This window comes from Micromonospora sp. FIMYZ51, from assembly GCF_038246755.1.
In the GTDB taxonomy this organism is placed as follows: domain Bacteria; phylum Actinomycetota; class Actinomycetes; order Mycobacteriales; family Micromonosporaceae; genus Micromonospora.
In genome coordinates this window covers 5,725,357-5,738,952 of the sequence record NZ_CP134706.1, presented here as the reverse complement: position 1 = coordinate 5,738,952, position 13,596 = coordinate 5,725,357, and the positions used below count along the sequence as shown (strand labels likewise).

Genomic DNA, 13,596 nt, shown 5'->3' with positions numbered 1-13,596 from the left:
ATGAACGCACTGCACGACAAGGCGGACGAGATCGCCGTGGTCGGCGCCGGACTCGCCGGTTGCCTGCTGGCCTGCTTCCTGGCCCGGCGGGGCTATCCGGTGGCGCTCTACGAGCGGCGGCCGGATCCGCGTACCGGCACGCCCGAGCGGGGCCGCTCGATCAACCTGGCGCTCTCCGACCGGGGCCTGGACGCGCTGCGCCGGATCGGGCTGGACGGGCAGGTGATGGCGGACGCGTTGCCGATGCGCGGCCGGATGGTGCACCCGGTGGTCGGTGAGCCGGGGTTGCAGCCGTACAGCGCCGACGGTGACCGGGCGATCAACTCGATCAGCCGGGGCGCGTTGAACAACGCCCTGCTGGAGGCCGCCGCCAAGCTCCCCGGGGTGCGGATCGCCTTCGAGCACCGGCTGGTCGGGCTCGACCCGGGCACCGGCGGGATGACCTTCGAGACTCCGTCCGGCCCGGTCACCGAGACCGCCCGGGTGGTCCTCGGCGCCGACGGCGCCGGTTCGGCGGTACGCGGGCAGCTGCTCGAACACGACCTGCTCACCGAGAGCGTCGACTTCCTCGACTACGGCTACAAGGAACTCACCATCCCGCCGCTCGGTGGCGACTTCGCCCTGGACCCCGGCGCGCTGCACATCTGGCCGCGCGGCACCTCGATGATGATCGCCCTGCCGAACCCGGACCGCTCCTTCACCTGCACGCTGTTCTGGCCCACCCACGGCACCGCCAGCTTCGCCTCGCTCGGCAGCCCGGCGGCGATCCGACGGCACTTCGCCCAGCACTACCCGGACCTGCTGCCGCTCGCCCCCAACCTGGTGGACGACTACCAGCACAACCCGGTCGGCGTGCTCGGCACGGTGCGTTGCGACCCGTGGCAGGTCAACGGACGGGTGGCCCTGCTCGGCGACGCGGCGCACGCCATCGTGCCGTTCTACGGCCAGGGCGCGAACTGTGCCTTCGAGGACGTGGTGGAGTTGGACCGCTGCCTCGACGAGTGCGCCGACGACTGGGCGGCGGCGCTGCCGCTGTTCCAGCAGCGCCGGCAGGACAACGCCGAGGCGATCGCCCGGATGGCGCTTGCCAACTTCGTGGAGATGCGGGACAAGGTGGCCTCACCGGTCTTCCGGACCCGCAGGAAGATCGAGCACGCCCTGGAACGGGCGCTGCCGGGCCGCTACGTCTCCCAGTACGAACTCGTCTCCTTCTCCACCGTCCCGTACGCCCAGGTGCGTCGGCGGGTCCGCCGGCAGTACCAGGTGGTCGGCGCGGTGGCTGCCGGCGTGCTGGCGGCGCTGGCCGGGGCGGCGGTGGCGCTCGGGCGCGGGAGGCGCGGATGACGCTCTGGGATTCCCGGCTGATGAGCGGGCGGGCACCGGACGGGCCCGGCCTGCTGCGCAACTTCGTCGGCGGCGAGTTCGTCGAGGCCGGCAGTCGGTTCACCAAGCGCTCCCCGGTGACCGGCGAGCCGGTGTTCGAGGTGGTCGAGGCATCGGAGTCGGTGGTGGACGACGCGGTGGCCGCCGCTCGGGCGGCGCTGCGCGGCCCGTGGGGCCGGCTCGGGGAGCGGGGCCGCGCCGAGGTGCTGCGGCGGGTCGCCGACGAGTTGGAACGCCGCTTCGACGACCTGGTCGCCGCCGAGGTCGCCGATACCGGCAAGGCCATCTCGCAGGCCCGGAGCCTGGACATCCCGCGCGGCGCGGCCAACTTCCGGGCCTTCGCCGAGATCGTGGCGACCGCGCCGACCGAGTCGTTCACCACGGTCACCCCGACCGGCGGCCGGGCACTCAACTACGCGGTCCGCAAACCGGTGGGCGTGGTCGCGGTGATCGTGCCGTGGAACCTGCCGCTGCTGCTGCTCACCTGGAAGGTCGCCCCGGCCCTGGCCTGCGGCAACGCGGTGGTGGTCAAGCCCAGCGAGGAGACTCCGGCCTCGGCCACGCTGCTCGCCGAGGTGATGGCTGCGGCCGGCGTACCGGAGGGGGTGTTCAACCTGGTGCACGGCTTCGGGCCCGGCTCGGCCGGGGAGTTCCTCACCCGGCACCCGGGCGTCGACGCGATCACCTTCACCGGCGAGTCGGCCACCGGCGGCGCCATCATGCGGGCCGCCGCCGACGGGGTGAAGGCGGTCAGCTTCGAGCTAGGCGGCAAGAACGCCGGGCTGGTCTTCGCCGACGCCGACCTGGACGCGGCGATCGCCGGCTCGGTGCGCTCCAGCTTCACCAACGGCGGCCAGGTCTGCCTCTGCACCGAGCGGATCTACGTGCAGCGACCGGTCTTCGAGGAGTTCACCGCCCGGCTGGCCAAGCGCGCCGAGGAGTTGGCGTACGGCTGGCCGGCCGACGAGGCGACGGTGAACATGCCGCTGATCTCGCACGGTCACCGGGACAAGGTGCTCGGCCACTACGACCTGGCCCGCACCGAGGGCGCGCAGGTGCTCGCCGGTGGCGGGACACCGCGCTTCGGTGACGCCCGTGACGGCGGCGCGTACGTGCAGCCGACGGTGCTGACCGGGCTCGGCCCGAAGGCCCGCACCAACACCGAGGAGATCTTCGGCCCGGTGGTGCACGTGGCGCCCTTCGACACCGAGGACGAGGCGTACGCGCTGGCCAACGGCACCGAGTACGGCCTGGCGGCGACGGTCTGGACCCGGGACGTGGGCCGGGCGCACCGGGCCGGGGCCCGGCTGGACGCCGGCATCGTCTGGGTCAACACCTGGTTCCTGCGCGACCTGCGTACCCCGTTCGGCGGGGTGAAAGCCTCCGGCATCGGCCGCGAGGGAGGCGTGCACTCGCTCGATTTCTACTCCGAACTCACAAACGTCTGCGTGGACCTGTCATGAGCGATATCGAGTTGGCGGCCCGGGAACTGACCGAGGCGCGCCAGAGCGGCAAGCCGTGCCCGCCGGTACGCGGGCGGCTGCTGCCGGAGGGGGACGTCGAGGCCGCGTACCGGGTGCAGCAGCGCCAGGTGGGCGAGTGGCTGGCGGCCGGGCAGCGCCGGGTGGGCGCGAAGATCGGCCTGACCTCCCGGGTGGTGCAGGAGAGCTTCGGGGTCTTCGAGCCCGACTTCGGGGTGCTCACCGACGCGATGGCGGTGCCCGACGGCGCCGAGGTGGCCCTCGACCGGCTGCTTGCGCCCCGGGTCGAGGCGGAGGTCGCCTTCGTGCTCGGTGCCGACCTGCCGGACGGCCGGGTGACCACCGCCGATCTGGTGCGCGCCGTGGACCACCTGCTGCCGGCGATCGAGATCGTCGACTCGCGGGTGGCCGGCTGGGACATCTCCATCGTGGACACGGTGGCGGACAACGCCTCAAGCGGGCTGTTCGTGCTCGGCACATCGCCGCGTCGGCTGGCCGACGTGGACCTGCGGCTGTGCGGGATGGTGCTGGAACACGCCGGTGAGCCGGTGTCGGTCGGCGCCGGCGCGGCCTGTCTCGGCAACCCGCTGCACGCCCTGGCCTGGCTCGCCGACACCATGGCCCGCGCCGGTGACCCGCTGCGCGCCGGTGACGTGGTGCTCTCCGGCGCGCTCGGCCCGATGGTGCCGGTCACGCCGGGCGCGGCGTACGAGGCCCGGATCTCCGGCCTCGGCTCGGTCCGGACGTGTTTTTCCAGGGAGGTCGCCTCATGACCGGCGTGGCGGTGATCGGGTCGGGCAACATCGGCACCGACCTGATGATCAAGGTGCTTCGGCTGTCGGACCCGCTGCGGATGGTGGCCATGGCCGGCATCGACCCGGCCTCCGACGGGCTGGCCCGGGCCCGCCGGCTCGGCGTGGCCACCACCGCCGAGGGCGTCGACGGCCTGGTGGCGATGCCCGAGTTCGCCGACGTCGAGCTGGTCTTCGACGCCACCTCGGCCGGCGCGCACCGGCACAACGACGCGGTGCTGCGGGCGCACGGCCGGATCGTGGTGGACCTGACCCCGGCCGCGCTCGGCCCGTACGTGGTGCCGCCGGTCAACCTGGACGAGCACCTGGCCGAGCCGAACGTCAACATGGTCACCTGCGGCGGCCAGGCGACGGTGCCGATCGTCGCCGCGGTACGCCGGGTCACCCCGGTGGCGTACGGCGAGATCGTCGCCTCGATCGCCTCCCGCTCGGCCGGTCCGGGCACCCGCGCCAACATCGACGAGTTCACCGAGACCACGGCCCGGGCCATCGAGGTGGTCGGCGGCGCCGACCGGGGCAAGGCGATCATCGTGCTCAACCCGGCCGAGCCGCCGCTGCTGATGCGCGACACGGTCTACTGCCTCTGCCCCGACCCGGACGCCGACCGGGCCGCGATCGCCGAATCGGTCGCGGCGATGGTCGCCGACGTGCAGGAGTACGTCCCGGGCTACCGGCTCAAGCAGGACGTGCAGTTCGACCGGGTCGACACGTACGTGCCGACGCTCGGCCGCCACCTCACCGGGTTGCAGGTCTCGGTCTTCCTGGAGGTCTCCGGTGCCGGGCACTATCTGCCCGCGTACGCCGGCAACCTGGACATCATGACCTCGGCCGCGCTGCGCACCGCCGAGCGGCTGGTCGCCCTGCGCCCGAAGGGAGCGCTGGCATGACGGAGCTGTACATCCAGGACGTGACGCTGCGCGACGGCATGCACGCCATCGCCCACCGGTACACGGTCGACCAGGTCCGCACGATCGCCGCCGCGCTGGACGCCGCGGGGGTGGCCGCGATCGAGGTGGCGCACGGCGACGGGCTGGCCGGCTCAAGCGTCAACTACGGCCACGGCGCGGCCAGCGACGCGGAGTGGATCTCGGCGGCGGCCGAGGTGCTGACGAACGCCAAGCTGACCACCCTGCTGCTGCCGGGGATCGGCACCATCGCCGACCTGAAGGCGGCCAAGGCGCTCGGGGTGACAAGCGTTCGGATCGCCACCCACTGCACCGAGGCGGACATCTCCGCCCAGCACATCTCCTGGGCCCGGTCCAACGGCATGGACGTGGCCGGTTTCCTGATGATGTCGCACATGAACGATCCGGCCGGGCTGGCCGCCCAGGCCAAGCTGATGGAGTCGTACGGCGCGCACTGCGTCTACGTGACCGACTCCGGCGGCCGGCTGCTGACGTCCGACGTGGCGCAGCGGGTCGACGCGTACCGGCAGGTCCTCGAACCGAGCACGCAGATCGGCATCCACGCGCACCACAACCTCTCGCTCGGCGTGGCCAACAGCGTGGTCGCCGTCGAGCACGGTCGGGTCGCCGGTGACGGCCCGGTCGGTGCCGCCAGCGGCCGGACGGTCCGGGTGGACGCCTCCCTGGCCGGGATGGGCGCCGGGGCCGGCAACGCGCCGCTGGAGGTCTTCGTCGCGGTCGCCGAGCTGCACGGCTGGAAACACGGCTGCGACGTGTTCGCGCTGATGGACGCCGCCGACGACATCGTCCGCCCGTTGCAGGACCGGCCGGTCCAGGTCGACCGGGAAACCCTCTCCCTCGGCTACGCCGGGGTCTACTCCAGCTTCCTGCGGCACGCCGAACGCGCCTCGGCCCGCTACGGGGTCGACGTCCGGTCGATCCTGGTGGAGCTGGGCCGACGCCGGATGGTCGGCGGCCAGGAGGACATGATCGTCGATGTGGCGCTGGACCTCAAGGAGCAGCAGTGAACAAGCCGGACATCGCGGCCATCGCCGAGCGGCTGGGCGAGGCGGCGCAGCATGCCGCCGCGATCCCGCAACTCGCCGCCGAGGTCGGCCTCGACGTCGACACCGCGTACGCGGTGCAGGGCGCCCTCGTTCAGCGTCGCCTCGACTCCGGCGAGCGGCTGGTCGGGCTGAAGATGGGGCTGACCAGCAAGGCGAAGATGGCCCAGGTCGGCGTGGACGAGGTGATCTGGGGGCGGCTCACCGACGCGATGCGGGTGCCCGACGGCGGCACGGTCGACGTGGCCGACTTCATCCATCCCCGGGTCGAGCCGGAGGTGGCGTTCCTGCTGGACCGGCTGCCGGAGCCGGGCGAGGCGGTCGGCGACTTCCGCGACGCGGTTCGCGCGGTCGCCCCGGCGATCGAGCTGATCGACTCCCGGTACGCCAACTTCACCTTCTCCCTGCCGGACGTCATCGCCGACAACACCTCGGCCGCCGCGTTCGTGGTCGGGCCGTGGTCCCCGGTGCCGGACGGGCTGGCGAACCTCGGTGTGCTGCTTGAGGTCGACGGGCGGGTGGCGCAGGTCGGCTCGACCGCGGCGATCCTCGGCGATCCTCGGCGGGCGCTGGACGAGGGGCTCCGGCTGGCCGGGCGGTACGGGGTCCGGTTGCGCGAGGGCTGGGTGTTCCTGGCCGGTGCCGCCACGGCCGCGGTGCCGCTGCGGCGTGGCGCGCAGGTCCGTGCGGTGGTCGAGCAGCTCGGCACCGCGTCCCTCAAGGCTGCGGCGTGATCGGGGTCGGGGGTTCCGGGCAGCCCACCCGGCTCCGGGCGGTCAGGCTTGATCCCTCCGCCGGGCGGGCTGCCCGGAACCTCGCCGTGGTCGTGGTCCGCGCGTCGGTGCAGCGGGGTGGTCTGTCGTGAGTGGTGAGGGTGCCCGGGTGGTGGCGGGGAAGGCGGTGCCTCGGGGAGCGTTTCCGCACGTCAAGGTGGCGGGTGGGTTTGTCTTCGTGTCGGGCACCTCGTCGCGGCGGCCGGACAACACCTTCGCTGGCGTGTCGGTGGACGAGTTCGGTACCACGGACCTGGACATCCGGGTGCAGACGCGGGCCGTGATCGAGAACATCGGCGATCTGCTGCGCTCGGTCGGCGCCGAGCTGTCCGACCTGGTGCAGGTGACGTCGTACCTGGTCAACATGAATGACTTCGGTGGGTACAACGAGGTGTGGGCGGAGTTCTTCGACGCCACCGGGCCGACCCGGACGACCGTGGCGGTGCACCAGCTGCCGCATCCGCACCTGTTGATCGAGATGCAGGCCGTGGCCCTTCTTCCGTCAGGAGGCAGTCGTGAGTGAGATCGCCGAGCCGTTCAGCTTTCCCGGCTGGATCGCCGAGAACCAGCACCTGCTCAAGCCCCCGGTGGGCAACAAGGAGATGTTTCCCGGCTCCGACGACTTCATCGTCATGGTGGTCGGTGGGCCGAACCAGCGCACCGACTTTCACGTCGACCCGTACGAGGAGTTCTTCTACCAGGTCAAGGGCAACATGCACATCAACCTGATGACCCCGCAGGGGCCGCGTACGGTGCACGTGCGCGAGGGGCAGATGTGGATGCTGCCGCGCAACGTGCCGCACTCGCCGCAGCGACCCGAGCCCGGCTCGATCGGCATGGTGGTCGAGCGGGTACGTCCGGAGGGGACGCTGGAGAAGTTCCAGTGGTACTGCCCCGAGTGCGGACACCGGGTGCACGAGGTCGAGTTGCAGGTCCGCGACATCGCCGCCGACCTGCCCCCGGTATTCGGCGCGTTCTACGCCGACGAGTCGGCGCGTACCTGCGGCAACTGCGGCGCCCTGCACCCGGGCAAGGGCTGATGGCGCAGCTCGCTGACCAGCCGGTGGTGGACGTGCACACGCACGTCGTACCGAAGGGTTGGCCGGATCTGGCCGCGGCGTGCGGCGGGTCCGGCTGGCCCTGGCTGCGGGTCGACTCGGAACGCGCCGCCATGATCATGGTCGGCGAGACCGAGTTCCGGCCGATCGGCGCGGAGTGCTGGGACGCGCCGACCCGGCTGGCCGACATGGCCACCGATGGCGTGGACGTGCAGGTGGTCTCGCCCACCCCGGTCTTCTTCGGCTACGACCGCCCGGCCGACCAGGCGGTGCGGGTGGCCCGGATCTTCAACGACCTCACCCTGGAGGTCACCGCGGCCGGCGGTGACCGGCTGCTGCCGTTCTGCCAGGTCCCGTTGCAGGACCCGGACGCGGCCTGCGCCGAGCTGGACCGCTGCCTGGCGGCCGGGCACGTCGGCGTGGAGATCGGCAACCACGTCGGCGACCGGGACCTGGACGACGCCGGAATCGTGACCTTCCTGACCCACTGCGCCGAGGTGGGCGCGCCGGTCTTCGTGCACCCGTGGGACATGCCCGGCGGCCCCCGGCTCGACCGCTGGATGGCCCGTTGGCTTACCGGAATGCCGGCGGAGACCCACCTCTCGGTGCTGTCGATGATCCTCGGTGGGGTCTTCGACCGGGTGCCACCGAGCCTGCGGATCTGCTTCGCGCACGGCGGCGGCAGCTTCCCGTTCTGGCTGGGGCGCGCCGACAACGCCTGGCACCGCCGGGGCGACCTGGTACGCGGCGCCTCCGCCGCCCCGCCCAGCTCCTACGTCGACCGCTTCTACGTCGACTCCGTGGTCTTCGCCACCCCCGCGCTGCGCCTGCTTGTGGACACCATGGGCGCCGACCGGGTGCTGCTCGGCAGCGACTACCCGTACCCGCTGGGCGAGCGCCCGGTGGGCCGGGTGGTGCACGAGGCCGACTTCCTCACCGACTCCCAACGCGCCGACCTGCTCTCCCACAACGCCCTACGCTTCCTGAAAGGAAGGGCCCCCTTTTAATGCCTCGTGCATAGGAAGGGCCCCCTGTTAACGCGTCGGAACGGGTGCAACCGGCGTACTCGGGGCAGGATGGCGGCATGGCCGAGCCGCACGAGCTGACCGCCCTGGAACAGGCCGCCGCCATCACCCGCGCCGAGCTGTCCAGCCTGGAGTTGGTCGAGCACCACCTGCGGCGGGTCGACGCGCTAGGCGACACCGTCGGTGCGTTCGTCACGGTCACCGCGGAGCTGGCCCGTGCGGCAGCCCGGACGGCCGACGCGACCCCCGCCGGGCAACGCGGTCCGCTGCACGGCGTACCGACCGCGATCAAGGACCTGACGTTGACGGCCGGGGTCCGCACCACCTTCGGCTCGGCCGCGTTCGCCGACTTCGTACCGCCCATCGACGCCGACGTGGTGCGGTTCATCCGCGCCGCCGGCCTGATCAGCCTCGGCAAGACCACCACCTCCGAGCTGGGCTGCTCGCTCTACTCCGAGGGGCTGGTCGCCCCGCCGGCCCGCAATCCGTGGAATCTGGCGTACACCGCTGGTGGTTCCAGCGGTGGCGCGGCGGCTGCGGTGGCCGCGGGCCTGGTGCCGGTGGCCCAGGGCTCCGACGGCGGCGGCTCGCTGCGTATCCCGGCGTCGCTCTGCGGCCTGATCGGCTTCAAGCCCAGCCGGGGCGTGGTCTCCGGCGGCCCGCTCGGCTTCGGCGCCTTCGGCCTGCCCACCAGCGGCCCGATCGGCCGGACCGTCGCCGACGTCGCCGCGCTGCTCGACGTCCTGGCCGAGCCCATGCCGGGCGAGCCGTACCTGCCGCCCGCGCCGCCGGCCGGCGGCTACCTGGCCGCCGCCCGCGCCGCCGCGCCGGGCCGGCTGCGGGTCGGCCGGTTCACCACCCCGATGCTCGCCGACGAACCGGTCCACCCGGACTGCGTCGCGGCGGTGGACCGGGCCGCAGCCCTGCTCACCGCCGCCGGTCACGAGGTGGTCGAGGTGTCGCCGCCGCTCGGGCCAGCGGTCTGGCCGCTGTTCGAGATCATCTGGTACGTCCTGGCGCTCGCGCCGGTGCCGCCGGAGCGGGAGCACGAACTGTTGCCGTTGACCCGCTTCATGCGGTCCAGGGCGGCCGGGATCTCCGCCGGCACCCTCACCGCCACCCTTGGCGAGATCCAGGCACAGGTACGCCTCGGTGCCCGCCGTACCGCCGGCTGTGACCTGCTGCTCTGCCCGACCCTGGCGGCGCCGCAGGCCCCGATCGGCTGGTTCACGCAGGGACGTACCCCGGAGGAGGATTTCGACCGGCAACGGAGGTTCTCGCCGTACTGCGCGGTGTTCAACGTCACGGGTGAGCCGTCCGTCTCGTTGCCGGTCGGGGTGACCGCCGAGGGGTTGCCGGTCGGGGCGCTGCTGAGCGGGCGGTACGGCGACGACGCGAGACTTCTCGCGACCGCTGCGCAACTGGAGCGCTCCAGTGGCGGTTGGGATCGCCACCCCGCAGTCTGGCGGGGCGTGGGCTCCGCTAACGTGAGTAACAGCGGAGTCGGGAGGTCACCGCGGTGACCAGCCACCCGACCCGGTCGAAGGTCTCTCTTTCCGCCTGGGGGCGTTGGGATTGTCTGTAACCGACACGTTGCTGGTCTTCGTCGGCATCCCGGCAGCCGTCGTGCTGGTGATCGCTGGCCTTGTCTACGCGGGTAGCCACGGGCGTGGCGGCGGTGCGAAGCGTTACCGCCCGGGCCGGCCGTTCGACTTCACGCCGGTCTGGTTTCTCGGCCGACCGGAGGAACTGGCCGACTCGGCCGGTGCCGCGCTGGCAGCGGGGGCACAGGCGCCGGCCCTGACCAGCCACAAGCAGCAGCAGGCCGGCGTGGAGGCGCCGGCCGGTGGAACCGGAGGCGCAAGTGACCGTTGGTGAGAAGCAGGCCGAGGCCGGGACGGACACCCTGCCCGACGTGCTCGACGGGCCGTTCTCGACCCGCCAGCTGCTGCGCATCGATGAGGCGCTGCGCCTGGCCGACCGGACGACCGGGCTGGTCTTCTCGGTCTTCGTGGGCGGCCTCGACGAGCCGGTCCGGGAGCACGCCGAGCGGCTGCACCGGCAGCTCGCCGAGCCCGACCGGTCGGTGCTGATCGCGCTCTCGCCCAACCAGCGGCAGCTCGAGATCGTCACCGGACGGTACGCCCGCAAGCGCATCCCGGACACGTACGCCAAACTCGCCGCGCTGTCGATGGTGGCCTCGTTCGGCGGCGGTGACCTGGCCGGCGGCATCATCCAGGGGCTCGATCAGCTTTCCCGCTACGCCGGCAAGGGCTGACGCCCGCAGGTACGACGAACAGGCCGGCTCCGCGACGCGGAGCCGGCCTCGTCGGTGTCTGCCGGGCCTTTCGGTGTCGGTCGGCGGGGCCGGCGTGAAGGCTGTTCGCCTGCGCCGGCCCCGAGCTTCGTCGGTCAGGCGCTGCGGGCGTCCCGGGCCCGGGCCTTGAGCGCGCGGAGGACGCCGTCGCGGCCCTCGGCGACCAGCCGCCGCAGCGGGGCCGGGTGGCCCTCCCGCGCCAGCCAGGCGTCGGTGGCGTCGATCGTCTCCTCCTCGACCAGGTACGCCGGGTACGCCAACATGGCGAACTCCTGCGCCGGCTCGCTGTCCCGGCTGGCCCAGACCTGCCCCACCGAGGCGAAGTAGCGCTCCCGGTACGGCGCGGTCAGCTCGACCTGCGCCGGGTGGCTGAAGCCCTGCAACAACGCCCGGTTGCGCCAGTTCGGCAGCGAATCGGGACCGGTGAGCTGGGCCCAGACCGTCGCCTTGTTCGCCTCGGTCGGCAGCAGCGCGTGCGCGTACGCGGCCTCCCGTTCGCCGCTGGAGGTCTTGTCGTTGGCCAGCTCGGCCTCGATCTCCGCGGTGCCGGCCGCACCGTTTGCCACCAGCGCCTGCACCACGCTCCAGCGCAGCTCGGTGTCGATGGTCAGCCCGTCCGTCACCTGCGTCCCGTCCAACCAGCCCCGCAGCATCGCCAGGTCCTCCGGCGAACGGGCGGCGGAGACGAGAGCCCGGGCCCAGGCCAGCTGGAAGCCGCTGCCCGGCTCGGCCGCGGCGAGGGCGGTCTTCGCGGTGCGGGCCAGCTCGGCCCAGCCGGTCGGCGCCCAGGCCGGATCGGCGTAGAAGGTGAGCGCGCTGCTGGCCTGGCGCAGGGTGGCGGTGACCAGGTTGATGTCGGCCTCGGCGGGCAGCCCGGCCAGCACCAGCGCCACGTAGTCGCGGGCGGCCAGCTCGGCGTCGCGGGTCATGTCCCACGCGGCGGTCCAGCACAGGGCCCGCGCCAGCGACGACTCGAAGCCGGCGATGTGCTGCACCACGGTCGCCATCGACCGCTCGTCCAGCCGCAGCTTCGTGTAGGTGAGGTCGTCGTCGTTGAGCAGCAGCACGTCGGCAGCGCGTACGCCGACGAGCTCGGGCAGCTCGGTCAGCTCACCGTCGATGTCGACCTCGTACCGTTCGCGGCGGACCAGCCGGCCGTCGGCGAGGTCGTACAGGCCGACGCCGATGCGGTGGGTCCGCATCGTGGGGTGCTGCTCCGGCGCCTCCTGGCGGACCGACACCCGCTCGTACGTGCCGTCCGGGCCGATCGTCAGCTCCGGTCGCAGAGTGTTCACCTGCGCGGTCTCCAGCCACTGCGTGGCGAACGTACGCAGCTTGCGGCCGGAGGCCGTCTCCAGCTCGGTGAGCAGGTCGTCGAAGGTGGCGTTGCCCCATGCGTGCTGGGCGAAATAGGCCCGCAGACCGGCCAGGAACGGCTCCTCGCCCACGTACGCGACCAGCTGCTTGAGCACGCTGGCACCCTTGGCGTACGTGATGCCGTCGAAGTTGACCTCGACCGCCTCCAGGTCGGGCATCTCGCAGTAGACCGGGTGGGTGGAGGAGAGCTGGTCCTGCCGGTAGCCCCAGTTCTTCCGGACGGACAGGAACGTCGTCCACGCCTCGGTGAACCGGGTGGCGTGCGTGTTGCACCAGTGGCTGGCCCACTCGGCGAACGACTCGTTCAGCCACAGGTCGTTCCACCAGCGCATGGTGACCAGGTCACCGAACCACATGTGGGCCAGCTCGTGCAGGATGGTGTTGGCCCGCTGCTCGTACTCGAAGTCGGTGACCTGCGAGCGGAACAGGTAGTGCGACTCGGCGTGCGTGACGCAGCCGAAGTTCTCCATCGCGCCGGCGTTGAAGTCCGGCACCCACAGCTGGTCGTACTTGGCCAGCGGGTAGCGCACCCCGAACTGCTCGTGGAAGAAGTCGAAGCCCTGCTTGGTGACCAGGAACAGATCGTCGCTGTCCAGGTACTGCGCCATCGAGGCCCGGCAGAAGACCCCCAGGTCGATGCCGTCGTGACTGTCCCGGACCTCGTGGTACGGCCCGGCGCAGAGCGCGGTGATGTAGGTGCTCATCCGCACCGACTCGGCGAAGTGGACGGTTTTCAACGCCTCGCCGGCCGGCTCCTCCCGCTCCACCGGCATGTTGGAGACCACCGTCCAGTGCTCCGCGACGGTGGCGTGCCAGGTGTAGACACTCTTCAGATCAGGCTGGTCGAAGCAGGCGAAGACCCGCTGCGCGTCCGCCGTCTCGAACTGGCTGTAGAGGTACGTCTCACCGTCGACGGGGTCCACCGAGCGGTGCAGCCCCTGCCCCGAGTTGGAGTACGCGAAATCCGCGTCGACGACCAGAGTGTTCTCGCTGGCCAGCCCAGTCAGCGTCAACCCCTTCTCGGCCGACCAGTCGGTCAGGTCGACCGGGGCGCCGTTGAGCGTCGCCGAGCGAACCGAGTCCGCGGCCACCTCGATGAAGGTGCTGGCCCCCGGCTCGATGCAGCGGAAGCGCACCTCCGTGGTCGATCGGAAGGTCCGACCTCCGGCCGCTTGCACGGCGCTGGACAGGTCCAGACTGATGTCATACCCGATCACGTCGAGCAGGCGGGCCCGCTCGGTCGCCTCGACCTGCGTCAGGTTGCGCACTCCCGGCACTGTTCGTCTCCATCCCACTCTCGCCGTACGCCTCGGTCGCGTCGTTCGTTGACCGCTCGTCGCGGCCGGTCCCCCGCCTGAGTCTTCCATGTGTGGACCGCCAACGGTGGGCGAGGTCACGCCT

13 protein-coding genes are annotated in these 13,596 nt (G+C 72.0%); 12 read left to right on the top strand and 1 reads right to left on the bottom strand.

The genetic code is table 11. The annotated features are described in order from the left end of the window. The 12 genes from QQG74_RS25600 (at position 1) to QQG74_RS25545 (ending at position 10,779) form a co-directional block, all read left to right on the top strand. Positions 1-1,344 (top strand): NAD(P)/FAD-dependent oxidoreductase, encoded by a 1,344-nt coding sequence (locus tag QQG74_RS25600; protein ID WP_341721377.1) that lies wholly within the window; start codon positions 1-3, stop codon positions 1,342-1,344. Between the two features lie 20 nt (positions 1,345-1,364). Beyond that, a complete protein-coding gene (locus QQG74_RS25595; protein WP_341721376.1) occupies positions 1,365-2,846 on the top strand; it encodes a 2-hydroxymuconic semialdehyde dehydrogenase in 1,482 nt (493 codons plus the stop codon). After that, entirely contained in the window at positions 2,843-3,637 is a 795-nt protein-coding gene (locus QQG74_RS25590; RefSeq protein WP_341717252.1) for a fumarylacetoacetate hydrolase family protein, read from the top strand. The genes QQG74_RS25595 and QQG74_RS25590 overlap by 4 nt, the downstream gene beginning before the upstream one ends. After that, a complete protein-coding gene (locus QQG74_RS25585; RefSeq protein ID WP_341717251.1) occupies positions 3,634-4,563 on the top strand; it encodes an acetaldehyde dehydrogenase (acetylating) in 930 nt (309 codons plus the stop codon). Before QQG74_RS25590 ends, QQG74_RS25585 begins: the two co-directional genes overlap by 4 nt. Beyond that, positions 4,560-5,609, top strand: a complete 1,050-nt coding sequence (dmpG, locus tag QQG74_RS25580) for a 4-hydroxy-2-oxovalerate aldolase (RefSeq protein ID WP_341717250.1) — start codon at positions 4,560-4,562, stop codon at positions 5,607-5,609. The genes QQG74_RS25585 and dmpG overlap by 4 nt, the downstream gene beginning before the upstream one ends. Continuing rightward, positions 5,606-6,379, top strand: a complete 774-nt coding sequence (locus QQG74_RS25575) for a fumarylacetoacetate hydrolase family protein (protein ID WP_341717249.1) — start codon at positions 5,606-5,608, stop codon at positions 6,377-6,379. The genes dmpG and QQG74_RS25575 overlap by 4 nt, the downstream gene beginning before the upstream one ends. 127 nt (positions 6,380-6,506) lie before the next feature. Continuing rightward, a complete protein-coding gene (locus tag QQG74_RS25570) occupies positions 6,507-6,941 on the top strand; it encodes a RidA family protein (RefSeq protein ID WP_341717248.1) in 435 nt (144 codons plus the stop codon). Beyond that, positions 6,934-7,458, top strand: a complete 525-nt coding sequence (locus tag QQG74_RS25565) for a 3-hydroxyanthranilate 3,4-dioxygenase (protein ID WP_341717247.1) — start codon at positions 6,934-6,936, stop codon at positions 7,456-7,458. Before QQG74_RS25570 ends, QQG74_RS25565 begins: the two co-directional genes overlap by 8 nt. Then, positions 7,458-8,483 (top strand): amidohydrolase family protein, encoded by a 1,026-nt coding sequence (locus QQG74_RS25560; RefSeq protein ID WP_341717246.1) that lies wholly within the window; start codon positions 7,458-7,460, stop codon positions 8,481-8,483. Before QQG74_RS25565 ends, QQG74_RS25560 begins: the two co-directional genes overlap by 1 nt. A 77-nt stretch (positions 8,484-8,560) precedes the next feature. After that, entirely contained in the window at positions 8,561-10,024 is a 1,464-nt protein-coding gene (locus tag QQG74_RS25555) for an amidase (RefSeq protein ID WP_341717245.1), read from the top strand. Between the two features lie 70 nt (positions 10,025-10,094). Continuing rightward, the gene (locus tag QQG74_RS25550) at positions 10,095-10,379 is read left to right on the top strand and encodes a hypothetical protein (protein WP_341721375.1); all 285 of its coding nucleotides are present in this window, start codon (positions 10,095-10,097) and stop codon (positions 10,377-10,379) included. Further along, positions 10,366-10,779, top strand: coding sequence for a DUF5130 family protein (locus QQG74_RS25545; RefSeq protein ID WP_341717244.1), 414 nt, complete (start codon positions 10,366-10,368; stop codon positions 10,777-10,779). Before QQG74_RS25550 ends, QQG74_RS25545 begins: the two co-directional genes overlap by 14 nt. Before the next feature lie 134 nt (positions 10,780-10,913). On the opposite strand, the gene pepN is transcribed toward QQG74_RS25545, so the two are convergent. Further along, on the bottom strand, positions 10,914-13,463 hold the full coding sequence (pepN, locus tag QQG74_RS25540) for an aminopeptidase N (RefSeq protein ID WP_341717243.1): 2,550 nt from the start codon (positions 13,461-13,463) through the stop codon (positions 10,914-10,916). Positions 13,464-13,596: the final 133 nt, after the last annotated feature.